Origin of the sequence: Methylocystis sp. SB2 (assembly GCF_049817085.1) — a bacterium.
Lineage (GTDB): Bacteria > Pseudomonadota > Alphaproteobacteria > Rhizobiales > Beijerinckiaceae > Methylocystis > Methylocystis rosea.
This window is the reverse complement of record NZ_CP187401.1, coordinates 455083-469683: the sequence shown is the minus strand read 5'-3', so window position 1 is coordinate 469683 and position 14601 is coordinate 455083. Positions and strand designations below refer to the sequence as shown.

Below are 14601 nucleotides of genomic sequence, written 5' to 3'. Positions count from 1 at the left end.
CTGACAACTCGAAATAATTTTACGCATTTGCTCGGTGTGTGACGCAAAAATTCAGGAAAAAATGTACGCCCGATGCAACGAATTTCGGAATGAAGCGTTGACAGATCAGCGATTGCTGCAGTGCATCTAGCTATTAGGCGCAATGCTCATAATTTGGCCAGGCGCGGTGGCGATTTCTCTTGGAGGGACATTGATGGAAGCCATCAATGCGGTCACGCTCAATACATTCTTTGAATCGGATGAATCCATTCGTGGGCGCGGTTCGGAAGAGGTCGGCGTAATTGTCTTAAATCGGCAATTCGCGGCCGCCGAAGATCAATCTCTCGATCACGACGTGAATGTGTTGCGCGCGAAAGCGCGTTCGGCGCTGCAACTGGCGCAGCGTGAGCGGGATATAACCAAGGCGACGAGAGACCGCATCCAGGAAGCCGTAGACCGCGCCGACAATTTTTCTGCTGCGATCCAGAGAAGGCTTTCCAGATTCGCCAATCTTGACAAGCGGATCGCTGAAGAGTGCGCGGCATCGATACTGCGTTCGACAGGACAAGAGGCGGGCCGCGCGCTCGAGCTATCACCGAAAACGAAGAGGCTCGCTGAAAGGATTTTCTGGCTTGAAAATCAATCGGCCTCGTTTCGACGCGCTTCAGATTGCCTTCGTCAAGAACTCGCGAACGCGGAAAGCAGTCTGAAGTTAGCCGAGGGCGAAGTTAAAAAGGCGGCTGTCGCTGTCGCCGCGGCTGAAATGGAGCCGATCGCGGCTGAATTGGCGCGCGTTGAAAGTCTGGCGGCGACGCTTCGGCGTCTTCTTCTGGGATACGGCGCTCTCCGCCATGACGGTGGATTTCTGCCGATGAGCAGCGCGACCGCGCAGCTTCTCAGGTCGCCGCCGAAGAATGCAATGGTGGGCGGAAGCGTGCATTGCTTCGAGGCCACCGCGCAATGGGCATCCTATTTGCAACAGCTCAGTATCGATAGCGAGGCGACGCTCGATGCGAAAGTGCGTCGGTGAGTGTGTTGCAACACAGATTTTTTCATGTGCGGGCGCGATAAAGCGCAAGCGAACAAGCATACGAAGCGAACATTGAACCGCAAATAAGCATAGCTGAAATAAGCTTTTAGCCGTGTTTTTTGGACACAAGCTGAACTCGAGGAGATATAGATGGGTACGGTGATCGCCATCACTCCGAGCCATTGCCTCGACCCGCAAATCGCCATTGCCGCCTGCAAGGCGGGCGAGACTGGCGTCCTCGATTTGGGGTGGCGTGCAGACGCCTCTGCCATCACTGACGCGATAAACGCTCTGCGGAAGTCGGTGGGCGTCCGCGGAACATGGGGCGTCAGATGGGACGCCGCCGCCGGGCCTTACCGGGATCTGAACGAACTTTCGCAGCTCACGCAAGGCAAAGTTCCGCTTCTTGTTTTTGCGGGCGTAAAGGCGCGAGAGGCGGCGGATTTACTCAAGTCTGCGAAAGAGTTGGCGCAACGAGTCCTGCTCGAGGTCCATGATCTCGACTCGGCGCTGCTCGCAGAGGCGGAAGGCTTCGACGGACTCATCGTGAAAGGCCATGAGGCGGGCGGATGGATCGGCTCCGCCACCTCATTCATCCTGCTGCAGGAATTGAGCGGGAAGGTCCAGATTCCCTACTGGATACAGGGCGGCGTCCATATGCGCAGCGCGGCGGCAGCCGTGCTTTCCGGCGCGCGCGGCGTCGTTCTCGCCGAGCAGCTTTGGTTGACGGAAGAGGGGCCGAGCGCGTCCGCTGAGCAAAAAAAGCTGTGGAGCCAATTCGACGGCAGCGAAACGATCGTCGCCGGGCGAGGCGCTGATCTGTTTCGTCTTTCCGCTCGACACGGTCGAGGCAAGCTCCGCGAGCTGGAAGTCGGCGTCGCCAAGGGCGACGACCTGCGGGATCTCTTGCGACGATTGTTGGCGGAAGACGCGCTCACTCCGCTCGCACAGGACATCGCCTTCGCCGCCTCGCTCGGGCGTCGCTACGGCACAACAGGACGCGTGATCGCCGCGCTGCGCGACGCAATAGCGCCCGCGATCGGCGAGGCCCGTGCGCAAAATGTGCTGCGACCCGACTCAGCGCTCGCCAAACTGCACGGCGCCCGTTTTCCAATCGTGCAGGGTCCCATGACGCGCGTCAGCGACGTCGCGCCCTTTGCCGACGCGGTGTCTCGGGCGGGAGGCTTGCCGTTCCTGGCGCTCGCCGTGATGCGCGGGGTGGAAGTGCGTTCGCTGCTGACAAAGACCAAAGAGCTGATGGGCGCGCGGCCCTGGGGCGTCGGCATCTTGGGCTTCATGCCGCTCGACCTGCGACAGGAGCAGATGGAGGCCATCCGCGACGTCAAGCCGCCTTTCGCGATTGTCGCCGGGGGCAGGCCGAGCCAGGCCAAGGAACTCGAAGCGCTGGGCATTTCCACCTATCTGCATGTGCCGTCGCCCGGTCTGCTGCAGGGTTTTATCAAGGAAGGCGCGCGCAAATTCATTTTCGAGGGAAGCGAGTGCGGCGGGCACACCGGACCGCGCACAAGTTTCGTGCTGTGGGAGTCGGCCATCGAGACGCTTCTCAGCGCGAAGATTGATGATCCCGAGACGATGCAGATCCTCTTCGCCGGCGGCATTCATAACGGGCTTTCCGCCGCGATTGTTTCGGTGTTGGCGGCGCCGCTGGCCGCGAAGGGGATGAAAGTCGGCGTGCTGATGGGCACCGCCTATCTCTTCACCGAAGAAGCGGTGCGAACCGGCGCCATCGTCAACGAATTTCAGGATCAAGCCATCGACTGCCGTGAGACTGCGCTGCTGCAGTCGGGAGTCGGCTCATTCACACGCTGCGCCAACACCAGCTTTTGCGATGAGTTCGATAAGACGCGGCGCGATCTGATTTTGCAGGGCAAGTCGGAAGAAGAAATTCTCATGGCGCTCGAGCTGCTCAACATCGGGCGGCTGCGCATCGCCTCAAAGGGCGTCGCACGCAACGAGAATCCTGCGGCCGAGGATAACAACGAGAAATACGTCAGCCTCGACGCCGACGCGCAGCGCCGTGAAGGCATGTATATGATGGGCGAAGTCGCGCGCTTGCGCGACTCGCGGTTGAGCATGGCCGAACTGCACCAGGCCGTCTCCTCCGGCGCCCAGGCGGCGCTGGCCCGCGGCGACAACCGTAAGAGTTCGCCAAAGCGAGAACCGCGCGAAGAAATCGCCGTCGTCGGCATGGCCTGTCTGTTGCCGGGCGCGAACGACGTGCGCAGCTACTGGCGCAACATCATGCTGGCAATCGATTCGGTTCGCGAGGTGACTGAGGATCGCTGGCGCGCGTCCGACTTCTACGACTCAAAACGCGGCGTGAAGGACAAGGTCTATTCGAAGTGGGGCGGCTTCCTCGACGACGTCGCTTTTGACCCGACGCGTTACGGCATTCCGCCCGCCAGTCTGCGCTCCATCGAACCCGTGCAGCTCCTCGCGCTGCTGGTGTCGAGCATGGCGCTGGAAGACGCCGGCCTGGATCGCCGGCCGTTCCCGCGCGAGCGCACCGCGACAATTTTTGCCTCTGGCGGCATGAATGACCTCGGAACGATCTACATCTTCCGGACGTTGCTCGCGCACTATCTGCCGAAGGCCGAAGGCGTCTCCGAGGAAGCGCGCAAGCAGATCCTGGAGTCGCTCTATCAGGATGAGTTGCCGAAGTGGACGGAAGACTCCTTTCCGGGATTCCTCGGCAATGTCGTCGCCGGGCGCGTCGCCAATCGACTCGATCTGCGCGGCGCCAACTTCACCGTCGACGCCGCCTGCGCGTCCTCGCTCGCCGCGCTCGACGTCGGCATCAGACAGTTGCGCAGCGGCGACGCCGACATTGCGCTTGTTGGCGCGGTGGACGGCACCAACGGTCCCGTCAGCTTCATGTCCTTCGCGCAGACCCACGCGCTGTCGCCGCGCGGTCGCTGTCGCCCCTTCGATGACAGCGCGGACGGCATCGCCATTGGCGAAGGCGTCTGCGCCGTTGTGTTGAAGCGGCTCGCCGACGCCGAACGCGATGGCGACAGGATCTATTCCGTCATCAAGGGCATTGGCAGCTCAAGCGACGGCCACAATCGCAGCCTGACGGCGCCGCATCCCGAAGGGCAGGTTCTGGCGCTCGAACGCGCCTATGCCGACGCCGGCGTCGATCCATCGAGCGTGACGCTGATCGAGGCGCATGGCACCGGCACGTCGGTCGGCGACAAATCCGAGATCGGCGCGCTGAACATAGTCTTCGGTTCCGCGTCGGGCACGCCGCAGCGCTGCGCCGTCGGCTCGGTGAAGTCGATGATCGGCCACACGAAAGTCGCGGCGGGACTCGCGGCGCTCATCAAGGCGAGCCTCGCGCTCAAGCACCGCGTGCTGCCGCCGACCATCGGCGTCGAAAAACCGGTGTCAGGCGTCGATTTCGCCAAATCGCCTTTCTACATCAACACCGAAATTCGCCCCTGGCTGGGCGCCGGCGACAGCGCGCCGCGCCGTTGCGGCGTCAGCGCCTTCGGGTTTGGCGGCACCAACTTTCATACCGTGCTCGAAGAATATCGCGGCGACTTCCGGGCGTCCGACGCGCAGGATCTGAACCCGCGCGCGGCCGAGATCTTCGCCTTCAGCCGTTCGAGCGTCGAGGCGGTCGAAGACGCGGCGCGGACTCTGCTGCAAGGCGTCGAGCAGACGCAGGAGCTCGATCTCGCGCAGCTTGCATACTCGGCGTCCCTGGACGACGCCAGGCTGCGGCCGAAGAACGGCGGTCAGATCGTGCAGCTCGCCATCGTGGCGAACTCGGTCGCCGACCTGAAGGGCAAGCTGGAATTCTTCCTGCGCAGCCATCAAGGGAAGGCGACGCTCAGCGCGCCGAGCGGGATCTACTATCGGAACCTGCAACATCGCGCCGACAGCGGCGCCGTCTGCTTCCTGTTCCCGGGCCAGGGATCGCAGCAGATCAACATGCTTCGCGATCTCGTCCTCGCGCGTCCGTCCGCATACGCCTTGTTCGAAAAGGCCGACGCGATGCTCAAGGGCGCGCTGCCGAAGCCGCTGTCGCAATATGTCTATCCCGTGCCTGTCTTCGGCAAGGAGGAGCGCGAGCGTCGGCAGGCCGCATTGAACGACACGCGCGTCGCGCAGCCGGCGCTTGGATTGGCGGGCCTCGCGGCCTATGACGCGCTGTCGGCCTTCGGCGTGAAGCCCAACTTCGTCGCCGGTCACAGCTACGGTGAATATGTCGCGCTCTGCGTCGCTGGGGTTCTGTCGCGCGAGGATCTTATCCGCATCTCCGACGCGCGCGGCCGTATCTCCAAGGAGATATCCGTCGCGCAACCGGCGACGATGGCTGCGGTCAACGCCAACGAGGCATGGACGCTACAGGCGATCGCGCGTCTCGAACTGGCGGTGAGCGTCGCGAATTTGAACGCGCCTGACCAGACGATCATCGCAGGGCCAATCGCCGCAATCGACGCTGCGGTGAAGGCGCTCAGCGGGGAGGACGTGCGCGTCAAGCGGCTGCCAGTGACGGCGGCGTTCCACTGTAACGCGATGGCGGGGGCGCAAGCGGCGCTCGCCGCGGAGCTCGGCTCGGTGACGTTCCGAGCGCCGACGATCAAAGTGTTCAGCAACACGACGGGCGACCGCTATCCCGAGGAGCCTTCGGAAATCCGCGCGCTGTTGGCGCGCCACATCGTCGAGCCCTTGCGCTTCGTCGATGAGATCGAGCGCCTCTACGCGGCCGGGGCAAGAGTCTTCATCGAGGCGGGTCCCGGGCAGGTGCTGAGCGGGCTCGTCGGCCGCATTCTCGGCGACCGGCCGCACACGACGCTGTCAATCGACGCGCCGGAGCGTTCGGGCTGGCTGCAGCTCGCGCAGCTGCTCGCGCGGGCGTTTGCGCTCGGCCTTCCGGTCGATCTCGCGCCATGGTTCGCGCGCCGCGGACTTGCGGAAATGAGCCTCGCGCAAGTCTTCGAACAGGCGCGCGCCAAGGCCAATCCAGGGCCTATGGCGTGGCGGGTGAATGGCGGGCGCGCCGAGCCTTGGCGCGGCGAAGCAAAGCCGCCAAAGCGCGCCGCCGGCGCCGCCGCGCCGGCGCCTGTGAAAGCGCCCGCGGCGCCCCTCCAAACCAGACCCAATGGGAACGCAGCAGCCCATCCACCATCGGCGCCATTATTCGGCGTCGAGCGCGAGAGGAGCAGAGCCTTGTCTACTCACGTACCATCGCCAGCGCTTGGCGCGGTCAGCGCGTTAGGCGCTGAATCGCGGTTCGCCCAAGTGCAGAACAGTTTGGCGCAACTCATCGATCTACAGCGCGAACAGCAGGACGTATTGCGTCGTTTCTTCGAGTTCCAGGGACAGCTGCTCGGCGCCAACGGCAATGGCGCCGCTGAACGAACCGGGTTTGGCGCTGAGCCGATCCCGTTTCTGCTCGCCGAACAGCCGATGGCGGCTCCGACGATGGCCGGCGTCTTCGTTCCGCCTGCCCCTGTGCTGCCGAAGCTTGCGGTCACGCAGAACGGCAAGGCTCCGCAGCCGGCGCCGCGCCCCGCGAGCGCGCCGGTCGCCGCCGCACCGGTCGCCACGAAACCGGCGGCGAACGGCGTTAGCGCTGCAAAGACGACGGACCAGAAGGGCCCGAAGCAGCTTGCATCGACCGAGGCGTTCAAGGCCGATCTGTTGCAGGCGGTCGTCGAGCGCACCGGCTACACCGAGGACATGCTCGATCTCGACGCGCATATGGAGGCCGATCTCGGCATCGACTCCATCAAGCGGATCGAAATCTTGAGCAAGCTCAAGGACGATCACTCCTTCATGGAGAACCAGGACGAAGAAAAGGTCTTCGAGGAACTGTCGGGCCTCAAGACCCTGAATGCGATCGTCGATTGGTACGATCAATTTCGGAAGTCGCAGGCCGAGCCGGGAGGCTCCGATTCAATAAAAAAAGCTCAGACTCCGCTGTCGCTCTCCTTGCCTGAGACAGCGGAGTCTGACGCCCCGAAGGCAAATCCCGCGGACGTGCAGCGTTATGCGGTCACCCCGGTGGCCGCGCCGCGGGATACTTCAAGGCAAGTTAAGGACTTCCCCGCCGACCGCCTGATCCTCGTGGTCGGCGGCGCGGGGGAGTTGAGCGTCGCTTTCAGCGACGCTCTGAGGGCTAACGGCCATAAGGTCTGGCGGGTCACGCCCGGCGGCGAGACTCGCCTCGTCGATAATGAGCGCATCGAAGCCAATTTGTCTTCGCTTGACGCGGTGACCGCGCTTCGCGAGATGCTCGCCGACGAGGGCGCCAAGGTAGGCGCGATTTTCAATTTGTCCGGCTTGCAGTCGATCGGCGGCGTCGCGCATGACGCCCGTCTGGACCACGCGCGGCAATTGTTTCTGCTCCTCAAGGCCTTCGAAAAGGATTTGAGGGAAAGCGCCAAGTGCGGCGGCGGCGTCCTTTTCAATCTGACCGATTTCGATGGACAATTCGGTCTTCGCCGGGCGCGCCCGTTCGCCGCGGCTCCCGCCGGCACGCTCGGCGTCGCCAAGTCGGCGGCGCGGGAATGGCCGGAGTTGCGAGTCAAATGCATCGACGCCGATCCCGATATCGACGTGAAGCGGCTGGTCGACGAATCTTTGATGGAATTTTACGACGACGATCCGACGGTGGAAGTAGGTTTCACCCAGAGCGGACGCTTTCAGCTCGAACTCGCGGAGGAGCGCGTTCCGACAGCCGATCTGTCGGGCCTGAGCTTGGAGCACGACGGCGTGCTGCTCGTCACCGGTGGCGCCTACGGCATAACCGCGGACGTCACGCGCGCGATGGCTGAAAAATTCCGCTCCCGGCTCATCCTCGTCGGACGCAGCCCAATGCCTGGCGAAGAGCCCGACGCGACACGAGGACTGAATGATCGCGCCGAGTTGCGGCAGTTCCTCATCGGCGAAGCGCGGGCGCGCGGCGAAAAGATCAAACCGGCGGAAATCGAAAGCGGGATCAAACGCATCCTCAAAGACCGTCAGATCCGCAACAACATCGCGGCGATGCGTTCGGCCGGCGCGCAGGTCGAGTACCACGCGCTCGACATCCGCGACGGCGACGCCTTCGGGCGTCTGATCGATTCAATCTACGACCGCTATGGCCGCATTGACGGCGTGCTGCATGGCGCCGGCATCATCGACGACAGGATGATGAGAGAGAAGTCGCCCGAGTCCTTCGACATGGTGTTCGAGACGAAGGTGATCCCGGCCATGGTTCTATCCGAGAAACTGCGGCCGGAAACTCTCAAATTCCTGGTGTTCTTCTCCTCGATCGCGGGTCGTTTCGGCAACGCCGGCCAGAGCGACTACAGCGCGGCGAACGAGGTCGTCAACAAGCTGGCCGATGGCCTAAGCCACAAATGGCCGCATGTTCACGCCGTCGCGATCAATTGGGGACCGTGGGACGGCGGCATGGTGAACGACGATCTGCGTAAGCTCTACGCCTCCAAGCAGATTTATCCGATCGCCGTCGATCAAGGAATGCGGCGCTGCCTTGAAGAGCTCGAGCGCGGGAACACCGGCGCGCCAGAAATCGTCGTCGCCGCCAGTCTCGAACAGATCGCCCGACAGGGCATGCGGCAACAATAGCAGGCGTTCGCCAATTACCGACGCCGAAGTCGACAGATCGAGGAGTAGGCGATGTCGTTTTGCCTGACTAACTTTGTTCCCGTCCGCATGATCGAGCCTGTGCCGCAGGCTTTGACTCTCGAACTTTCAGCCTATGGATTCGCCAAGTCCTATTGCCGCAGTCACGGGATCACCGATGCGGAGAGCTTCGGAACGATCATTCACGAGACGCGGCAGAAATTTGAAAAATTCGCCCTGTCGCCGTCAGTGATCAAGCGGCGCCAATTGGTGTTCTTTCCGCGTCTCAGCGACATCAGCTTCAGCAATGGCGAGTTCACGGTCGCAGAGCCCGAACACGAGTATATGCAGCTCTTCGACAACTATGAGAACCTCCAGGCGAAGGACATCAAGACGCGCCATTCGAGCTATGCAAAAGTCGCCGACGGCTGCCTCAAGGAGATGTACGGCGACGCCGAGGAGGCGCCGGACGATCTCATCCATGTGACCTGTTCCGGCTATCTGGCGCCCAGTCCCGTGGAGCGGATGGTGGCTGGCAAAGAATGGTTCAACACCACCGTCACGCATAGTTACCACATGGGCTGCTACGGCGCGTTTCCGGCGATCAAGATGGCGCACGGCTTTCTCTCGTCGTCGCAATTCGCCATGACCAAGCCCAAGGATCGCGTCGACATCGTGCACACCGAGGTGCTCTCCGTTCACCGCGGCATCGAAGAGCTCAAGGCGGAGAACATCATCACGATGACGCTGTTTGCCGACGGCTTCATCAAATATTCGATGGTGACGGAAGATTACCTGCGGGAACGAGGGCTTCGCGGCTTGAGGATCCTCGCCTTCAACGAGCATCTGCTGCCGAACTCGGCCGACGACATGACCTGGGTGCCTGGTTCAACGCGCTTCCACATGACGCTCTCCGTCATGGTGCCCGTCGTCATCAAGCAATCGGTTCGCCCATTCGTCGAGCAGTTGCTGCAACGCGTCGGCGTCGATTTCGAGCATGACAAGCACAGGCTGATTTTCGCCATTCATCCTGGCGGCCCGAAGATCGTCGAACATATTCAGGAGGCGCTCGGGCTTGAGCCCGATCAGGTGGCGATCAGCAATTCGGTGTTTACCGAGAACGGCAACATGTCCTCGGCGACTGTCCCCCACATCTTGAAGGAAATTTTGGAGGAGCCCTCGATTCCTGCGGGGGTCCGCATCGTCTCTCTCGCCTTTGGACCGGGTTTGACGATCACCGGCTTGGTGGCGGAAAAGATATGAGCTTCGAGCGCGCTAAGAGAGTCAACGGCGGCGACGCTTCATCCTGGCCAGCGACGGGCGAGGGTGGAGCGCCTCTCATCGCGCGCATGTTCGAGGTTCAGGACGCGAAGGAGCTGGCGCTCGCCGTCGAGCAGCCGGAAGAAGAGGCTCATCTTTCCGAGCGGCCCAGCCCGATGGCAAGAGCGGGCGCGGGAAGCTCTGATCAGATCCAAGAGGCGGATACAAGCGAACCGCGCATGCCGTTCATCGGTTCCGTGCTCGATTACGTTCCCGGCGAGCGCATCACGATCGAGCGCAAACTCAGCGTCAACGAAGATCTCTACCTCGCCGATCACGCTTTCGTTCATGCGCCTGGCATAAAGCCGACGTCGGCCTGTTTGCCGGTCGTGCCGATGACGATGAGCCTCGAAATCATGGCCGAGGCCGCGGCGTGTCTCGCGCCGGGCTGCGGTCTGCTCGGATTTGAAGACGTACGCTCGGTGACCTGGATTGATCTCGCGGACGTTGACGAAGTCGCGCTAAACATTGTGACGCAGATCGTTCGTCACGATGCGGAGCGCGGCGCCTTCAGCATTTCCGCCGCCATTTACGTCGAAGGTAAAAGCTCTCCCGCGATCACTGCGACTGTTCTTTTCGGAGATCGCTACTTGGTCGAATTGTCGCCGACCTTTAGCGATTTGAGCAACGCGCGCGCTCACTCGCTCACAGCCGATGAAATCTATGCCGAGCGGCACATGTTTCACGGACCGAGCTTTCAATGTCTCGTTGGAGAGTTCGTTCTCGGAGACGAAGGAATTATCGGCGAGCTTTGCGTGCGGTCTCCCGAAGAGCTTTTTAAATCGACGCGTTCTCCGCAACTTCTGACGGACCCCTGCTTACTCGACGCGGTGGGACAAATCGTCGGCCTTTGGGCGATGGAGCAGGAGCGCTACGTCTTTCCAATCGGTCTCTCGAAGCTTGAAATTTATCGTCCGACCCCGCCCGTCGGAACGCGCGCGCCTGTGCGCGTTGAGATCTTGCAGTCGGAAGGCAAGACGCTCGTCGCCGACGTCGAGGTGCAGGATGGCGAAGGCGGCGTTTGGATGCGAATTTCAGGCTGGCGGACATGGAAGTTTCGCTGGGAAAAGCGCCTGGTGGATTTCCGTCGACAGCCCGACAGACACTTGATAGCGACGCCAGCGCCCGCGCCGCGTTTCGATGGCGCCATTTCACTGATGCTTTCTAGCGCTGAGCTGAAGCAATTCGATCCTGCCTTGCTCGCGCGCTATTGTCTGAGCGCCGACGAAATGCTGACCTACAAAGAACTGGAACGCTTTCCCCAGCGCCAACGGCAGTGGCTCTATGGCCGCGTCGCGGCCAAGGACGCGGTCCGCCTATGGGTGGCGAAGCGACAGCAAGGGGAGATGTCGCATCCGGCGGCGTTCGCCATCTCTTCGGACGAACGCGGACGACCGTTCGTCGAGCCCGCGCCGGGGTTGGGATCCGCGCCGTCGGTGAGCATTTCTCATTGCGAAGAACGAGCGATCGCGGTCGCTCACGAACATGACATCGGCGTCGATATAGAACGTATCGCCACTCGTGACGTCGGCGTTGTCGAAGCCTTCGCCTCAGCGAAGGAACGCGAGATGATCGCTCGTTTTCCCGTCCAAGAACGCGACGCTTGGTTGACCCGGCTGTGGTGCGCGAAGGAGGCGGTCGGCAAGCTCTTGGGCGTCGGTCTTGAGGGTAAACCGCTTGCGATGGAGGCTGCCGAAATGACCGGTGACGGACAGATCGTCCTTTCGCACAAGGACAGAAACGCGCGCGCGCGCATTTCGACGATTGAAGATGACGGATTCATTATCGCCTACGCAGACGTGGAGCAGTCAGTCGCGTAATCGGAAACCATTTGGCGGCATTCGCCGAGGAGGGATCATGCTGCAGACGATGCTTCCAAATGAACAGCGGGTGTACTGTGTGAATCCCTTGGAGGCCCCGATCATTTTTGGACAGATCGCGCCCTACTTCAAACATGGGATCGAAATTGAGGAGGGAGACACCATCGTCGACGTCGGCGCGAACATTGGACTCTTTACCTTGACCGCGTGCAATTGGGGCAAACGGGCCGTAAAAATTCTCGCCTTTGAGCCGATTCCAGACCTGTTCAAGTGCCTCACGGCTAACGCCAAGAAGTACAAGCTCGATAGCCTCGTCACCTTGCCCTACGCCCTCTCACGAGAGCGCGGCGCGATCGAATTCACCCACTATCCGCTGCTGACCTCCATGTCGACAGCCTATCCCTATGATTCGAACGCAGCGTCGGTTCGTCTTGGCTTTCGAGACATACTGCCTCAGTTCCCGCCATTTCTGCGATGGATAGAGCGACTGCCGCCCAAGCCGCAGGAAATTGCACTGCGCATTCTTCTCAAAGTCCTGTTACGCGGCCGACGCGTTTCGTGTCAGGCGATGTCGCTCTCAGACGCAATTCGCGACCATGAACTCACACGCATCGATCTCGTGAAGATCGATGCTGAAATGGCTGAACTCGACATCCTGCAAGGCGTCACAGCCGACGACTGGGGAAAGATCAAGAAGATCGTCGTCGAAGTGCACGACGTTGAAGGCCGATTGAACAAGGTGCGGAGCCTGCTTCAGGCCGCCGGCTTCCGGCGCATCGACGATGAGCAGGATCCGCATATGAGGGAGTTTCGCGTGCACACCGTTTACGCGACCAAGTGAGGAGAATGGTGGCGTCGATTTCCGCTCAGGCCTGGTTGGCTGATGCTAATCCGAGGAGCAGAATATGCTTTACGCGCTGATTATCGCTTTCCTGGGGCTGCAGCTGCTCGTAGTGCTAGCGCCGATGCTACGCTTCGCAAAGTGTTTCCGCCGCGCGCCGTCCTTGCGAACAGAGCAGCCTAAAGCAGCTGTCATCTTGCCGTGTAAGGGGATAGATGGCGCTCTGGTCGAAACCGTTCGGCGGTTGTTGCGCCAAGACTACAATAACTACGGGCTGCTGTTTGTGACCGAGAGCGAGGAAGATCCGGCACATAAGTTGATCAAAGGCCTGATCGATGGCGCTTCGCCTCCGGCGCGATTGATCACTGCTGGCCCCGCCGCGGCCTGCGGACAAAAGGTTCACAATCTCACCACCGCGGTCGACGCTCTCGATGAGTTCTTTCCCGACATTGAGATCATCGCCTTTTGTGATTCTGACGCACAGCCGCAAACGGATTGGCTGAGCAATCTGGCCGCAGGACTCGCGGACCCCGAAGTGGGCGTCGCCACCGGCTATCGCTGGTATCTCCCGGCCGGCGGCGGCCTCGGGTCTCTGCTGTTGAGCGCCTGGAACGCGCAATCGCTGTTCTTGTTTGGCGATGAGTCGAGCTTCGCCTGGGGAGGGACTATGGCGATGCGCCGCGTTGATTTCGAAAACTTGGAAATCCGGCAACGCTGGCGGGGAGGGGTGAGCGACGACGGCAGCGTGACGACCGCGGTCCGTTCGCATGGGCGGCGCATTCAGTTCGTGCCCCGCTGTCTCGTCGCCTCGCGGGGCGACGCGAGCTTGAGCGACGTTCTGGAATTCACGAACCGCCAGATCATCCTGACGCGAGTATATATGCCACGCGCATGGCGCGAGATCGTGGCGCTGACGTTGTATTTCTGCGCTCTCTTTGTGCTTGTCGCGTCGCTTCTCTACAAAGCCTTCGCCCAACAAGGTCTTCCCGATGGCGTCGTCAGTCTGCTGCTGCCCGGCATGGCGATTGCAATGGTCTTACAGTGCTGGCTGCAGACCACCTTTGCGATGCGCATTCTGCCGCAGCATCGCGACGAGCTGAGACGCCTTCGATGGGCCTATCTTGGAGTAATGCCTTTGGTGGCGCCTCTGGCGCTCTGGAACGTGATCGTATCGTGCTTCTCTCGACGCATCGTTTGGCGCGGGATCGGCTATGAGCTGCTCGGCCCTAATCAGACCGTCATTTGGAAACGCGATCTTCCCGATCCGCGCGCGATTTAGGGCGACTGCGTTGCGTCAAAGGAAATCATGATGTCCGGCCTGCAGAGCAAGCGTACTGATGTTTTCGTTCTCGGTGAGCGATTGTCTGGTGGCGTCATCCAATGAGACGATGCGCTTGGAGCGGAAATTGCTGAAATCGAGGGAACGGTTTCGCACGAATGTTGTTACTCCTCTAGCGGAGGGACTGCGATGTATTTCCTTCCTGATCAAGATCTAAAAATCGAATGGGTCCGCAAGGACGAAAGTTGTCCGCGCGAGGGCCATTCCTGGTACGAAAGTCGATATTGCTACTTCGAGATCGATCGTAGCGAGTGCGACTCGGCGATAGACGATTGCCCTGTCTATGTTCTCTATTCAATGACCGGCGAGACGCTGATCAACGAGCTTGCACGGCGCAAGGCGTCTGAACTGAGTGTGGCGCCGCCATCCGACGCCGTCAGTGAAATCGAGCGCTTGACGAGCGGCGAAGTCAGACATCGCTCGGACGAGATGGAGTTTATCGGACGCTTCATCATGCGCTCGATCGAGGACGCCTGGGACGATCGTACGGATCACCAAGCTATGTCGACATGGACAAGATTGGCGTCAATGGCGCCATCGTGGAGATTCGGCTTCAGGCGAAGAAAGATCCAAGTCAATCGTGACGCCATACGGCTGACGAAGGACGCCGCTGAAGTCTTAGAGATCAGAGAAGCGGCAAGCCGGCCGCGGTAGGTTCAGGCATGATTGA

At 61.2% G+C, this 14601-nt stretch carries 8 protein-coding genes; 7 read left to right on the top strand and 1 reads right to left on the bottom strand.

Features of this window, described 5'->3' with window-relative positions; genetic code table 11:
• Positions 1-193 precede the first annotated feature (193 nt).
• The 6 genes from ACPS74_RS02395 to ACPS74_RS02370 all read left to right on the top strand — a co-directional run bounded on the left by ACPS74_RS02395 (position 194) and on the right by ACPS74_RS02370 (position 13871).
• Positions 194-1009, top strand: a complete 816-nt coding sequence (locus ACPS74_RS02395; protein WP_029651495.1) for a hypothetical protein — start codon at positions 194-196, stop codon at positions 1007-1009.
• A gap of 150 nt (positions 1010-1159) precedes the next feature.
• Complete coding sequence (locus tag ACPS74_RS02390; RefSeq protein WP_029651496.1) at positions 1160-8614, top strand: type I polyketide synthase; 7455 nt, start codon at positions 1160-1162, stop codon at positions 8612-8614.
• Positions 8615-8665: 51 nt separating this feature from the next.
• Positions 8666-9874 carry a 3-oxoacyl-[acyl-carrier-protein] synthase III C-terminal domain-containing protein gene (locus ACPS74_RS02385; protein ID WP_018408219.1) on the top strand — a complete coding sequence of 403 codons (1209 nt, stop codon included), beginning with the start codon at positions 8666-8668 and terminating at the stop codon, positions 9872-9874.
• Positions 9871-11751, top strand: coding sequence for a 4'-phosphopantetheinyl transferase superfamily protein (locus tag ACPS74_RS02380; RefSeq protein ID WP_029651497.1), 1881 nt, complete (start codon positions 9871-9873; stop codon positions 11749-11751). Before ACPS74_RS02385 ends, ACPS74_RS02380 begins: the two co-directional genes overlap by 4 nt.
• A gap of 37 nt (positions 11752-11788) precedes the next feature.
• Positions 11789-12592, top strand: coding sequence for an FkbM family methyltransferase (locus ACPS74_RS02375; protein ID WP_029651498.1), 804 nt, complete (start codon positions 11789-11791; stop codon positions 12590-12592).
• Between the two features lie 64 nt (positions 12593-12656).
• A complete protein-coding gene (locus ACPS74_RS02370) occupies positions 12657-13871 on the top strand; it encodes a glycosyltransferase (protein ID WP_083481400.1) in 1215 nt (404 codons plus the stop codon).
• Positions 13872-13886: 15 nt separating this feature from the next.
• Here the strand turns inward: ACPS74_RS02370 and ACPS74_RS02365 are convergent, their stop codons facing one another.
• Positions 13887-14027 (bottom strand): hypothetical protein, encoded by a 141-nt coding sequence (locus ACPS74_RS02365; RefSeq protein WP_157055284.1) that lies wholly within the window; start codon positions 14025-14027, stop codon positions 13887-13889.
• Between the two features lie 33 nt (positions 14028-14060).
• On the opposite strand from ACPS74_RS02365, the gene ACPS74_RS02360 reads away from it, so the two are divergent.
• Positions 14061-14585 carry a hypothetical protein gene (locus ACPS74_RS02360; RefSeq protein WP_029651500.1) on the top strand — a complete coding sequence of 175 codons (525 nt, stop codon included), beginning with the start codon at positions 14061-14063 and terminating at the stop codon, positions 14583-14585.
• The last annotated feature ends 16 nt before the right edge of the window (positions 14586-14601 follow it).